We start from the raw sequence: 12793 nt of genomic DNA on the forward strand, positions 1-12793 counted from the left end.
GGAAACGCTGCATCCATGAGCGCGGCAGACAGGACCGGCCCCACCGTGCTGGTGGTCAGCAACCGCAAGGGGGGGACCGGCAAGACCACCACGGCGGTCAACCTGGCGGCGGAGTTCGCCGCAGCGGGTCGTCGTACCCTCTTGATCGACCTGGATACCCAGGGGCACTGCGCCCTGGGTCTTGGCGTTACCCCGTCCCCTGACCGACCCACGGTGCACCACCTCTTCCAGGACAACGGCATCGGCCTGCTGGACACACGCTATCCCACCTGCTGCCTGGGCCTGGACCTGGCCCCCGCCAATCCGGATTTCCAGCACGGCAGCGCACCCGATGACGAGCAGGTGCTGGCACAGGCACTGGCGGATCCGGCACTGACATCCCGCTATGATCAGGTCGTGATCGACTCCCCCCCTTCCCTGGATCATCTGCTGCTCAATGCCCTGGCGGCCGCCCACTGGGCGGTCATCCCGTTCATGCCGCACCCCCTGGCCGGTGAAGGGGTCCGGCAACTGTCGAAGGTCTTTTTCAAGGTAGCCATGCGCAGCAATGCCAACCTGCGTCTGATGGGGGTATTGCCGGTGATGCTGGACATGCGAATCAGGCAGCATCAGACCGTCCGCGATCAGGTGGCCCGGCAGTTCGGCGAGGACCGGGTGCTGGGGGGGATCCGCAACGACATCAAGCTGGCGGAATCCTTCGCCGCCGGGCGGCCCATCCGACTGTATGCGCCCCGCAGTCGCGGCAATGAGGATTACAAGACGGTCTTCGGGCTCATCGAACAACGCATGCGAGCCTGAAACCCGGATCGTTCGTTCAGGCGCTCACTCCATCACCCGGTCGCGTCCATGGGCCTTGGCCCGATAGAGCGCCTGATCCGCCGCCTGCTTGAGTGCTTCCGCGGACGGCAGCGGTGCCGGGGCGGCACGGGTGGCAATACCGACACTGACGGTCAGGCAGGGAGAGACGCCGGAATACTCATGGGGGAGCTTCAAGTCTCTCACCGCCGCCACCATGCACTCCCCAACGTGCCGGGCACCCTGGGCATCCGTATCCGGTAGCAGGGCAACAAACTCCTCGCCCCCGTATCGGGCGACAAAATCCGAAGGTCTGGCGATACTGTCTTTCAGCACCTGCGCCACCCGGCGCAGGACGACATCTCCCGCCCCATGGCCGTAATGATCGTTGTAGGATTTGAAACAGTCGACATCGATCATGAGCAGGGACAGGCAGGAAGGGACATGACGGGACAGGCGTGACCATTCCTCCGCCAGTTTCTGGTCGAAATGACGCCGGTTCGGAAGCTCCGTCAGACTGTCCTGAAGCGATATCCGCTCCAGTCGGTCGGCCTTGAGCTTGTAATTGATGTGATTACGCACCCGGGCACGGACAATGGCCGGATTGAAAGGCTTGGAAATGTAATCCGCCGCCCCCAGGTTGAAACCCTTTTCCTCGTTGACATCATGATCCAGCGCCGTCACGAAGATCACCGGGATGTGCCGGGTACGCGCATCCTCCTTGAGCCGATAGCACAACTCATAACCATCCATGTCCGGCATGAGTACATCCAGCAGGATCAGATCCGGAGCCGGTTCCCTGCCGGCCAGGATCAGGGCCTTTTCCGCCCGGGTCGCGGTCAGAAGACGGTACTCACTGCTCAACAGATTGGCCAATACATGAATGTTGGCGGGCTGATCGTCAACGATCAGCACCGTGGCCTTGACCTCGTTCAACATCAGACTTCAATCTCCAGACCGGCGTCGGATGCCATTTTTCGCAACAGATCGGCAGCGGGCTCATGGTCGAGGGTATCCAGCAGTCGCCTCAGCTCGATCACCTGTATTCCATCCACGTGTCGCTGCAAATAATGGATCACCATGCGTATGTTGTTGGCGGCCACCCACTCACCTGCCAGCAGGGACGCATGCATGGCCCGCATCACCCTTCTGACGGATTCGGGATCATCATCCGGGCCATCCTCAACAACAGGGTCCACCGGCAAGGTGGACAGACTTGATCGGACCTCGCTCAAGGCGTCGATGAACGATGCACGCATTTGCTCAGGAATACCCGAGGTTTTCGCACTGGCCTGCTCCATGGCTCTCGTGCATTTTTCCAGACGGCTTGCGCCCAGCGTTCCTGCCAAACCCTTGAGGGTGTGAAGCTTGCGCTGGATTATTTCAGACCGGGGGCGGTTCAGGACTGTCACCATATCCGCAAATTCGGACTGCAATTGCAGATTGAAGCGATGAAGCATACTCAGATACAGAGTGACATCTCCTGCAAAAGTCTTCAGACCACGATCCAGATCAAACCCAGACATGCCAGGGAACAGATCACGAAGGGAAGACGACACGGTGTCATCCCCGACCGGCATGGTATCTTCATGCAGCCACTGCCTCAACATGGCGAACAGGGCTTGGGGATCGATCGGTTTGGTCAGATAGCCGCTCACACCCGCTACCCGGGCACGCAGCCGATCATCGTCCATGGCTGCCGCAGATAACGCCACGACCGGCAAATCCGGAAAAAGCCGCCGGATACGCCGTGTCGCTTCAATGCCATCCATCACCGGCATCTGCAAATCCATGAGTACCAGATCGACAGGCTGCCGCTCCAGCAGATTGATAGCCTCCAGGCCATTACAGACCGGTATGATCTGAACACCGGTTTTTTTGAGGATTTGAGTGGCCACTTCCTGATTGAGGGCATTATCCTCCACCAGCAGTATGGTCTGACCGGGGAAAGAGGGTGGCCGGGTTTTCCCGCCGGCCAGGCCATCAGTCATCGATTCCGCAGGGGCCTCACTGGACAGGGGAAGCTGTAGTTCGAACTGGAACAGACTACCCTGGCCGGGCACGGATCGAAGCTCCAGCTCAGCGCCCATCCGGGCCAACAATCTGCAACTGATCGCCAGACCCAGCCCGGTGCCGCCGTATTTGCGGGTGGTGGAAGAATCCGCCTGGGAGAAGGGAAGAAACAGCTTGGTCTGTTGCGGCTCGCTGATCCCGATGCCGGTATCTCGAACCTGGAAACGCAATCGCACCGAGGCATCATCGTCGCTCAGGGCAAGCTGATGAATTGCCAGGGTCACCCGTCCCTGTTCGGTGAACTTGACGGCATTGCTCAACAGATTGCTCAGGACCTGACACAGGCGCAGAAAATCCCCCTCCACCATCAGCCCGCTGTCGGTCTCCTGCTCCAGGATCAGCTCGATACCCTTGGTTTCCGCCGCGAGGGCGAACAGGGCACGCATGCGATCCAGCAGTTCATCGAGATGGAAAGGGTGACAGTCCAGCTCCAGCCTGCCGGCCTCGATTTTCGAATAGTCCAGGATGTCATTGATGATACTCAGCAGCATGCGCGAAGCATCACGTATCTTCACAAGATAATCCTGCTGCCGCTCATCCATAGGGGTATTCAGTAACAATTCGGTCATGCCGATGACCGCATTCATGGGGGTCCGGATCTCATGACTGATGTTGGCCAGAAACTCACCCTTGGCGCGATTGGCGCGCTCGGCCGCCGCCTGTGCCTGCTTGATATGGGAAATATCCTGAATGATGGACCAGATCACTTCCCGCCCTTCCTGGTCCGTGGTCTTGAATCCATGGAGCAGCACCGGATAGCGACTGCCGTCCTTGCGAATGTATTCCTTTTCGAACGGTCCGTAGAGACCGGTCGCTTCCAGGGAGGCCAGTACCTTTTCCTCCTCGGGCAGGTAGCACTCGGGCGTCAGCTCCCAATAACTGAGCTGCCTGAACTCCTCTGGGGCATAGCCGGCAGGCTCGTTGATCGCCCGGTTGAATTCGAGGAACTGCCCGGTCCTGTAATCATTCATGGCGATCCCGACCGGGGACAGTTCGAACAAACCACGAAACTTGGCTTCCTGTGCCGCCAGTTCCCGGGCGGCCGTGACCCGATCCGTGATGTCCTCATTGACGCCGACCACACGTACCGCCTCGCCGAACTCGTTGCGCCTGACCTGAGCCAGACCACGCAATGTCCTGTGTGCCCCATCCCGGTATCTCTGTATCTGGAACTCCACGTCGAAACGGGCATCATCCTTCAGCAGGCGCTCGAATGCCTCCAGCACGGCCGGGAGCGATTCGGGCAGGACCCGAGACTGCCAGTCCCTGAAGCAACCACGGAAAGCCTGGTGATCCACCCCATAAACCCTGAGCATCCCCTCGTCCCAGAGCAGCACATCGTTGGCAATGTCATAGTCCCAGATGCCGATATTGGCCGCCTCGGTGGCGAGCTTGAGCCGTTCCCTGCTCTCAAGCAGATGCATTTCGTTTTTTTTCTGCGCCGTGATGTCCCTGAACACCACCAGCAGACAGGGACCGGAACTCAGCCCCATGCTCACCACGGAAACATTTGCATGGATCAGGCTGCCGTCCATGCGACGCATCCGGGTCCCGAAATCATCCCGCCCCTGCGCCATGACCTTCGACACATGCGCCGCCACCTCCTCCGGATTCTCCTGAGCCTCATAATCCTGGATACGCAGACGGGAGAATGCCTCGGCGCTGTAACCCAGAATCTGGTGGGCGGCGGCATTGAACTTCAGCGGCAGGGTGGTCTTCGGATCGAGCAACAAGGCGCCATCCGGATAAAGATCAAACAGCATGCGAAACTTGCGCTCCTCTTCCTCCAGCGCCCTCCGGGTACTGATCTCCTGGGTCTGATCCAGCAAGTACCCCCGCAGCACGAGCAGGTTGCCCGCATCGTCGTACTCCGGTACCGAGTGTTCATAAAACCACTGATACCGACCGGCACTGTTACGCAATCGATAATGTTGCTCGATAGCGGTGACACGATTGGCCAGATCAATGGCTCTGTCCCGTTCCAGCCGAGGCAGATCGTCAGGATGGACCAGATCCGCGAACAGGAAATCCGGCGCCAGCATGGACTCGACCGAAAAGCCAAGCACGTGCAGCACATTGGTGGAAACATAACGCAACGGCCAGCCAGGCGTGGGGAGCCACACACAGACCATGACCGGCCCCCCTGTAAACAGCTGCAATTCCCGCTCCAGCTGCCGGGAACGGGCGACCGCCGCAGTCACGTCCTGAAACAGCAGCAGGAAGTTACCGGATTCGCCCAGGGGCTTTGCCTTGAGCTCCACCGCCACGCCCATCCCATCCTTGCGCACCATCACCTCATCACCCTGATAGCTCTGGCGTCGTTCCAAGCATTGCAATACCCGGCACTGTCCCCGCGGAATGAAGCTGTCGGTCCGGTCGCAAAGCAACCACTCCGAGGATGACGGACCCAGAGTGCCGTAATTGCCGCATTGAAAGAAATCCATCACGGGCCGACCCAGCATCTCCTCGGCCGCATGATCCAACAGTTCCGAGACCGCTTGATTGATCCTGATGATCAGACCCTTGGCATCAACGACGACCAGACCCGCCGGCACCTCATCGGTCAGCGTACTGAGCGCCTGATTGATTTCAGTCAGCTCGCGGTTGAGTGAATCCAGTTCCTGCTGATGATTCCTGAGCAAACTGAACCAACGGTTGTAGTAGAGGCTCACCAGCTCTTTCTGGCTGACAAGACCACTAAGACGCCCTTCGGCGTCCACGACAACGACCCGCTTGATGTGTCTTTCACGGCAAAACGTCAGTGCCTCGGCAATGGTGGCGTGCTCATCCAGGGTCAGTACGGGGCAAGTCATGTAATCAGCGACAGGCCCGTTCAGATCGGCACCGGATTGCAGCAAACGGATGACGTCCCGCTGGGTCAGGATGCCTGCGGGTCTATCGTGGCGGACGGCGACGGTGGCAGTGCATTTCCCCAGGTCCATCAGGCGCATGACTTCACTGGCAGGCAGCTGATCATCCACCGCCAGCGGCTGACCGCCCTGCAGCAGCTCGCCCAGATTCTGAGTCTCGGCCAGCATCCTGGGATCCAGGCTGGCGGCCAGATCGCTGTAGCTGACGATGCCGGCAAGCTCACCATCCCGATCCACCAGACAGATGTGCTCGGAACGGTTGCGTATCGCCTTGAGTCCATCCAGGACGGAGTCTGCCGGGTCAAGGATGACGGCTTCGGGCAGTTCCAGCGACGCCAGCGGCGTGGACATGGCCATACCTCTAACCTGGAATGAGAGCAGCATGCCCGAAAGAATCAGACGGTAGCCATCCGCGCCGAGGACCACCACGGTACGAATGTCATGCCGACTCATACTGTTCATCGCATCGGTCAGAGTTGCCGTGGCGGGGAGCGTGACCACGCAACGTGTTGCAATACTGCTCAGTCGGGGAAAAAACATTGGCTTACCTCAAAGGCACCGGAACTCCCGGCCAGGCCGAACGAGCGGTGAGAAGACTGTGTTCCGAGGCACACCGGGAAATCCTCGCCGTCTCAGATTCCCGCCGGATATCTCACCGCCGCCAATGCCGCTTCCGCCGCGGCATCTACGTCCGCCTCGCTGCCAGACAGGGTCAAACGCCCGAAGGCGCCCACGGCGCGGACGTCGATGAGGGTGATGCTGGCCGCCTTTTCCGCCTGATTGGCGGCGTAGACCACGTAACCGGCCGGTTCCGTTTCCAGGATGAACAGGCTCTCCCCCGGCAGGATCATGGAGCCACGGCGGTTCTGGCGGTTGATCAAAACACTGTGATCCGGGGTGATGCCGCGGATGGTTTCCTGCCAGGCGACCCGGCAGGTTTCACGGTCTTCCTGGCGCGCCCCGAGGCGGGATAGCAGCACCCTGCCCGCCTCGCGCACGTCGCTCTGGTCCCGCTGGTGAATCACCATCGAGCCGTAGGCCCGCTCCACCACCTGCTGGGCCAAACGCACCCGCGTCGCCTTGAGGGCCATGTCGGTGAGCCGGTGCACCGCCATTCCCGGCGACACCTCGATCCACAAGCAGGCGTCTCCCGGCACCGGCAGAAAACCCTGGGAGACCGTGGCCATGTAGGCCGCCAGCTGCGGCTGCAGGGAGTCCATGAAAACATAGGTTCTGAGCTTGATCATCAAAGTCGCCCGTTGATTTAAGAAACCTTGTCATCATCCTTGTTCTTGCCTTCCAGTTCATCCAGCCGTGCCCGAACCTTGAGGAAACGTCGCATGTCCGTCTTGCTGATGGGCAGGACATCCCGGCGCAGCAGCCGGACCAGGGCCGCCACCATCAGGATCATGATGATGCAGAACGGCACCGCCGCCACCAGGGAGGCCGTCTGCAGGGCTTCCAGGCCGCCGGCGAAGAGCAACGCCCCGGCGATGGCCGAGATCAGCACCCCCCAGATGATCTTCACCACCAGCGGCGGTGTCAGGCTGCCCCGGGTGGTCATGCTGCCCAGGATGTAGGAGGCCGAATCCGCCGAGGTGATCAGGAAGGTGGTGATGAGCAGCAGGGCCATCAGCGACAACAGGGTGGAAAACGGCAGGATGTTGAACAACTCGAACAGGGCCACGGTCACGTCCCGGTTCACCGCCTCGGCGATCTGAGTGCCCGCATTGAGATCGCTGTAGAGCGCGGTACCACCGAAGACGGCAAACCAGAAGCAGGCGATCAGGGGCGGCACGATCATCACCCCGAAAATGAATTCCCGGATGGTCCGGCCCCGGGACACCCGTGCCACGAAGGCCCCGACGAAGGGTGACCAGGCGATCACCCAGGCCCAGTAGAACAGGGTCCAGTCCCTGACCCAAACCCCGCCTTCATAAGGTGTGAGACGCAGGCTGTAATTCACGAAATGGGTCAGATAATCCCCCATGCCCAGGGTGAAGGTTTCCAGAATGAACACCGTCGGCCCGGCGATGAAGACCACCAGCAACATGAACAGCACCAGAGTCATGTTGACGATGCTCAGATATTTGATGCCCTTGCCCAGGCCGGTGATGGTGGAGAGGATATAGGCGCTGAAAATCCCCATGATGATGAGGATCTGCACCCAGCCCGTATTGGGGATGCCGAAGACCGCACTCAGGCCGCCGTTCATCTGCAGCACCCCCAGCCCCAGTGACGTGGCCACCCCCATGACCGTGGCGATCACCGCCAGGGAGTCCACGCCGTCCTTGACCCAGGGATGCTTGCCCAGCACCGGTTCCAGGGCGGTGGACACCAGACCGTTCTGCTTGCGGCGAAACTGGAAGTAAGCAATCACCAGGCCCACGATGCCAAAGATGGCCCACTGGTTCACGCCCCAATGAAAGAAGGAATACCCCATGGCGATTCGGGCCGCCTCGGTGGTCTGCGCCTCGTTGCCGGAGAACGGCGAGGTATAGAAGTGACTCATGGGCTCGGCCACCCCCCAGAACACCAGACCGATGCCGAATCCGGCGGAAAACAGCATCCCGACCCAGGTATAGAAGCGAAACTCGGGACGCTCATCCTCCCGGCCCAGGCGGATGTTGCCGTAGCGACTCAGGGCCAGACCGACGAGAAAGATGACAAAGCAGAAAACGGAAATGAGGTAGAGCCAGCCGAAGTGCTCGGTGGTGAAGAGATACAGTCGTCCGGTCACGCTACCGAAGCGTTCCGGTATCAGGGCGCCGGTCAGTGCCAGGATGGCGATCAGGGTGGCGGAGAGGGTGAAGACGGGGTTCTTGAGCAGATCCAGAAAACGTGGGTTTTCCATGCTTGTTTGTGTTCCAGGCGGCATCCGGGGCTGGATAGTTCATAAAACTATGTATGATCATCATGAACTTGTCGAGGCCGGCCATGGCGCCCGGGCCTGAAACCATACCGCCCGTTCCGTGGTCGACAACACTGTTCACCCATCACGATGGAGCATCATCCCATGGCCTTTGATACCGAGAACGAACCCGGCATGACGGCCGCGCCCGCGCCCCGGACCGAGGGTTTTCGTCTCAACCACTGCATGCTGCGCATCAAGGCGCCGGAACGGTCCCTGGACTTCTACAGCCGGATATTCGGCATGCGTCTGCTGCGCAAGCTGGACTTCCCCGAACTGGAATTCTCCCTCTATTTCCTGGCCCGCATGGACCCGGACGAAGCCGTTCCCGAGGACCGGGACGAACGCACCCGGTGGACCTTCAGCCAACGCGGCATTCTGGAACTGACCCACAACTGGGGTACGGAAGACCAGCCCGATTTCAGCTACCACGACGGCAATGAAGCACCGCAGGGATTTGGTCACATCTGTTTTGCCGTGCCGGACCTGGATGATGCCGTCCGCTGGCTGGACGAAAACCGGGTCCCCTTCGTCAAGCGGCCCGAGGAAGGTGCCCTCAAGGACGTGGCCTTCGTCACCGACCCGGACGGCTATTGGATCGAGATCCTGGAACCGGCCCGACTGGGCAAGCTGGGCAACGGCGCATGAGCGAGACCTGGCCCGCCCGGGGTCCCTTCCTGCGGGACCGACCGCTGATCGTGGAAGCCAGCGGTCGCCCTTCCGCCATGGACAAGCAGGCGACCGATGCCCCCGCCTGGCTGGATCGGGACGGTTTCAAGGGGGATCGGGTGGTCGATGTGCAGCATCACGGCGGCCCCGACCGGACCGTGTGTCATTACCCGGCCCAGCACTATGCCCTGTGGATCAGGCACTATCCTTTCCTGGACGGTGAGCTGGCGCCGGGTGCCTTCGGCGAGAATCTCAGCACCGAAGGACTGTCGGAAAGGGAGATCTGCATCGGTGACTGCTTTCGCTGGGGCGAGGCGGTGATCCAGGTGAGCCAACCCCGCTCCCCCTGCAGCACCCTGGAGGCCCGTCATGAGGCACCGAGACTGAACCGGCGCATGTCCCACAGCGGTGCCATCGGCTGGCTCTACCGCACCCTGGAGCCCGGATGGGTGGCCCCGAATGCACCACTGGAACGCATCGAGCCCCATCCCGCCCGGGTGACTGTCGCCCGGGTCTGGGCGGTCCACATGGACACCGAGGCCGACGATGCCGGCCTCCAGGCCCTGGCCGAGCTGGCGCCGCTGGCGAAGGTGTATCGGGACCGGTTCCATCAACGGCTGGATTATCGACGGCGGCAGGCGGACCAGGGTCGCCTGTTCCCCTGACCCGCCCTCTCGCCGGTGGGGATGGGCATCAGCGGCGCACTCCCGCCAGCGAGATCTCCCCCGCCTCCTCCAGAGTCAGGAATCGGCTCAGTCCCCCCGTGTCCATCCGGGCCTTCAGGGTGTAGCGGAAGGTATCCCGCTGGGTCTGACCGAGCAGGTCATTGAACAGCCGCAACCCGTTGATGAGATCGATCCCCGCCTGCACTTCGACGATCTGCTCCCCATAGGCGGGCACCGTCTTCAGGTCACTGGCCACGCCGGTGATCAGCCGCCGCCCCTCCAGTTCCACGTGGTAGCTCATGCCCCGCAGGGGCAGCGGCGTCGGATTGGGATTGACCACCCGCAACCCGATGAGAAACCGGGGCGAGAGGGAATCGGAAGGCAGGGTCCGGAAGGAGTCCAGCAGCAGGGACGGGGTCTCGTAGCCGGGCCGCATGCCGGCGCAGCCGGATACCAGCAAGACGCCGGCGGACAGAAGAAAAAGACGACGACGGGGCGAGAACGGATGTTTGCTCATGGGGCGGGCCTGTGCATCTGCACTTTGAGACGTGAGCGGGTAGAATAATCCACCCACTCCCATCGCCCAAATCCCGGAATTGCCATGGCCAACCCATTTCAAGAACAGCTCCTCAAAGCGGGGCTGGTGGACGAGAAGCGTGTCAAGAAGGTGCGGCACGACGAGGCCCGCAAGCGCAAGGGTCAACCCAGGGACAAGACGGAAGCCGCCCCGGACCCGGCACTGAAAGCGGCGGAAGAGGCACGTCGCCTTGAGGCGGAGCGATCCCGGGAACTGAATCGCCGGCAAAAGGAGGCGGCCGAGCGCCGTGCCCTGGAAGCCCAGGTCCGGCAGCTGGTGGACACCCACCGCCTGTCCCGGAAAGACGCGGAACTGCCCTACCACTTCCAGCACGGCAGCGCCGTCCGGCGCATCCTGGTGACCCGGGAACAGCGGGACCGACTGGGCAACGGCCGACTGGGCATCGTCACCCTGGATGACGAACACTACGACATCGTGCCCAGGGAGGCGGCGGAAAAGATCCGGGAACGGGATGCCTCACGGCTGGTGCTGCTCAACGAGCCGGCGCAGAAAACGGAGAAGGACGAGGATGACCCCTACGCCGGATATGAGGTGCCGGACGACCTGATGTGGTGACGACACCGACCGCTGACCTGGGTCAGCGAAAGCCGCGCTGACCCGTCCCATGCCAGAACACCTGCTATCCTCAGGGTCAAGGGCATCCATCCACCCGACCGTGACGGCAGACGTTCCGGCCGGTCCTGCGGGTATATCCTGGGGAGGGCGTCATGCGCAGTCTCAACACTCTGCTTGCCGTCACCGGCCTGCTTGTCATACCGCCATGGCTCACGGCCGAAGACCTGGACCCGGGGGAAGGCAATGCCGCCTTCCGGCATCTGCCCCAGTACCAGTCCTACCTGGAGAACCGGGACGACACCCGGATGACCGAATTCGGCGGCTCCATCCCCCATCGCAAACACGATGACTTCAATCCCCTTCCCAAGGGCTACAAGCACGCTCAGCCCTACCTGAAGAACCTCTGGCTGGGCTATCCGTTCATGTACCACTACGACCGCGCCCGCGGCCATACCTTCGCCCTGCAGGACGTCACCCATACCGACCGGGTCAACCGTTACGATGAACACGCCGGCCTGCCCGCCACCTGCTACAACTGCAAGACCAACGCCATGCCCCAGCTGCTGGCCCGTTACGGCGACGACTTCTGGGCCATGAACTTCCACCGCTTCCGCACCGTCCTGGACCCGGACCGGCACACCATCGGCTGCACCAACTGCCACGACCCGTCGGATCACATGCGTCTGGTCATCACCAACGTCCCGCTGACCGAAGCCCTCGAACGCCAGGGACGAGACTGGCGACAGGCTTCACGGGACGAAATGCGCACCCTGGTCTGCGCCCAGTGCCACGTGGAGTACTACTTTGAAACCGGCGAACACGGGGTTGCCGCCAAGCCCCACTTGCCCTGGGATGAAGGCATGAATCCGGAGGACATCTACCGCTTCAAGTCCGCCGGGGACCCGGACCGGGACGGCTTCAGCGGTCAGTTCCGGGACTGGGTGCATGCGGTGTCGAAAACCCCCATGCTCAAGGCCCAGCACCCGGAATACGAAATGTTCCATGACAGCGTCCATGCCCAGGCCGGGGTCAGCTGCGCCGACTGCCACATGCCCCGGGTTCGGGTGGGACCGGCCGCCATCACCGCCCATCACTGGACCTCGCCCCTCAAGAGCGAGGCGATGATCCGCAGTGCCTGCCTGGGCTGCCACGATCAGCTCACCCCGGCCCAGCTCAAGCAGCGCACCGAATACAATCAGGCCCGGGTATGGCGTCAGCTCAACATCGCCCAGGAAAAGTCCGTGCGCGCCCACGAGGCCGTGCGTCAGGCCATGGAATGGCCCGGTGTGGATCAGGTCCTGCTGACTCAGGCCAGGGAAAAGGTGCGCAAGGGACAATGGTTCTGGGACTACGTCTCCGCCGAGAACAGCGCCGGCGCCCACAATCCGGTGAAGGCCCTGGATACACTGGCTTCTTCCCAGCAGTACAGCGACGAGGCGATACAGCTGGCGATTCGGGCCACCGGCCATGCCATTGCCGAATCCATGGACCGCCCCATCGGTGAACTGGTCCCGCCCATCCGGGAACACAGCCGCAAGCTGCAGCAGGATCCGGCTCATCTGGAGAGCCACCCCTGGCTCGGCTATCTGCCCCTGCTGCCGGAAGCAGAGCTGATCTGGGACGGTAACCAGCGTCTGCGTTGAGACCGAGACCACCG

The 12793-nt window shown here is 61.8% G+C and carries 10 protein-coding genes; 5 read left to right on the forward strand and 5 right to left on the reverse strand.

Features of this window, described 5'->3' with window-relative positions; all coding sequences use genetic code 11:
- Positions 1–15: 15 nt before the first annotated feature.
- Positions 16–798: a ParA family protein gene (locus LQ956_RS07030; protein WP_238622359.1), complete on the forward strand. Its 783-nt coding sequence runs from the start codon at positions 16–18 to the stop codon at positions 796–798.
- Between the two features lie 24 nt (positions 799–822).
- Here LQ956_RS07030 and LQ956_RS07035 read toward each other — a convergent pair whose 3' ends face one another.
- The 4 genes from LQ956_RS07035 to LQ956_RS07050 all read right to left on the reverse strand — a co-directional run bounded on the left by LQ956_RS07035 (position 823) and on the right by LQ956_RS07050 (position 8592).
- Positions 823–1734 (reverse strand): diguanylate cyclase domain-containing protein, encoded by a 912-nt coding sequence (locus LQ956_RS07035; RefSeq protein ID WP_238629657.1) that lies wholly within the window; start codon positions 1732–1734, stop codon positions 823–825.
- Positions 1734–6278: a PAS domain S-box protein gene (locus tag LQ956_RS07040; RefSeq protein ID WP_347402064.1), complete on the reverse strand. Its 4545-nt coding sequence runs from the start codon at positions 6276–6278 to the stop codon at positions 1734–1736. Before LQ956_RS07040 ends, LQ956_RS07035 begins: the two co-directional genes overlap by 1 nt.
- A 92-nt stretch (positions 6279–6370) precedes the next feature.
- Complete coding sequence (locus LQ956_RS07045) at positions 6371–6985, reverse strand: BMC domain-containing protein (RefSeq protein WP_238622356.1); 615 nt, start codon at positions 6983–6985, stop codon at positions 6371–6373.
- A 17-nt stretch (positions 6986–7002) separates the two neighbouring features.
- Positions 7003–8592, reverse strand: coding sequence for a BCCT family transporter (locus LQ956_RS07050; RefSeq protein ID WP_238622355.1), 1590 nt, complete (start codon positions 8590–8592; stop codon positions 7003–7005).
- A gap of 162 nt (positions 8593–8754) precedes the next feature.
- Between LQ956_RS07050 and gloA the strand changes: the two genes are divergently transcribed.
- Positions 8755–9297 (forward strand): lactoylglutathione lyase, encoded by a 543-nt coding sequence (gene gloA / locus LQ956_RS07055; RefSeq protein ID WP_430733401.1) that lies wholly within the window; start codon positions 8755–8757, stop codon positions 9295–9297.
- On the forward strand, positions 9294–9983 hold the full coding sequence (locus tag LQ956_RS07060) for an MOSC domain-containing protein (protein WP_238629658.1): 690 nt from the start codon (positions 9294–9296) through the stop codon (positions 9981–9983). Before gloA ends, LQ956_RS07060 begins: the two co-directional genes overlap by 4 nt.
- 28 nt (positions 9984–10011) lie before the next feature.
- Here the strand turns inward: LQ956_RS07060 and LQ956_RS07065 are convergent, their stop codons facing one another.
- Positions 10012–10500 carry an LEA/WHy family protein gene (locus LQ956_RS07065; RefSeq protein WP_238622353.1) on the reverse strand — a complete coding sequence of 163 codons (489 nt, stop codon included), beginning with the start codon at positions 10498–10500 and terminating at the stop codon, positions 10012–10014.
- A gap of 84 nt (positions 10501–10584) precedes the next feature.
- Between LQ956_RS07065 and LQ956_RS07070 the strand changes: the two genes are divergently transcribed.
- Together LQ956_RS07070 and LQ956_RS07075 are read left to right on the forward strand one after the other, a co-directional pair.
- Complete coding sequence (locus LQ956_RS07070) at positions 10585–11136, forward strand: DUF2058 domain-containing protein (RefSeq protein ID WP_238622352.1); 552 nt, start codon at positions 10585–10587, stop codon at positions 11134–11136.
- A gap of 152 nt (positions 11137–11288) precedes the next feature.
- Positions 11289–12779, forward strand: coding sequence for an ammonia-forming cytochrome c nitrite reductase subunit c552 (locus LQ956_RS07075; protein WP_238629659.1), 1491 nt, complete (start codon positions 11289–11291; stop codon positions 12777–12779).
- Positions 12780–12793: the final 14 nt, after the last annotated feature.

This window comes from Ectothiorhodospira lacustris (assembly GCF_022227845.1).
In the GTDB taxonomy this organism is placed as follows: domain Bacteria; phylum Pseudomonadota; class Gammaproteobacteria; order Ectothiorhodospirales; family Ectothiorhodospiraceae; genus Ectothiorhodospira; species Ectothiorhodospira lacustris.

Bases quoted from the DNA above. Each gene is read 5' to 3' on its own strand.
- LQ956_RS07030 (WP_238622359.1), top strand. From the start codon at position 16: ATGAGCGCGGCAGACAGGACCGGCCCCACCGTGCTGGTGGTCAGCAAC.
- LQ956_RS07045 (WP_238622356.1), bottom strand. From the start codon at position 6,985: ATGATCAAGCTCAGAACCTATGTTTTCATGGACTCCCTGCAGCCGCAG.
- LQ956_RS07070 (WP_238622352.1), top strand. From the start codon at position 10,585: ATGGCCAACCCATTTCAAGAACAGCTCCTCAAAGCGGGGCTGGTGGAC.
- gloA (WP_430733401.1), top strand. From the start codon at position 8,755: ATGGCCTTTGATACCGAGAACGAACCCGGCATGACGGCCGCGCCCGCG.
- LQ956_RS07035 (WP_238629657.1), bottom strand. From the start codon at position 1,734: ATGTTGAACGAGGTCAAGGCCACGGTGCTGATCGTTGACGATCAGCCC.
- LQ956_RS07040 (WP_347402064.1), bottom strand. From the start codon at position 6,278: ATGTTTTTTCCCCGACTGAGCAGTATTGCAACACGTTGCGTGGTCACG.
- LQ956_RS07060 (WP_238629658.1), top strand. From the start codon at position 9,294: ATGAGCGAGACCTGGCCCGCCCGGGGTCCCTTCCTGCGGGACCGACCG.
- LQ956_RS07075 (WP_238629659.1), top strand. From the start codon at position 11,289: ATGCGCAGTCTCAACACTCTGCTTGCCGTCACCGGCCTGCTTGTCATA.
- LQ956_RS07065 (WP_238622353.1), bottom strand. From the start codon at position 10,500: ATGAGCAAACATCCGTTCTCGCCCCGTCGTCGTCTTTTTCTTCTGTCC.
- LQ956_RS07050 (WP_238622355.1), bottom strand. From the start codon at position 8,592: ATGGAAAACCCACGTTTTCTGGATCTGCTCAAGAACCCCGTCTTCACC.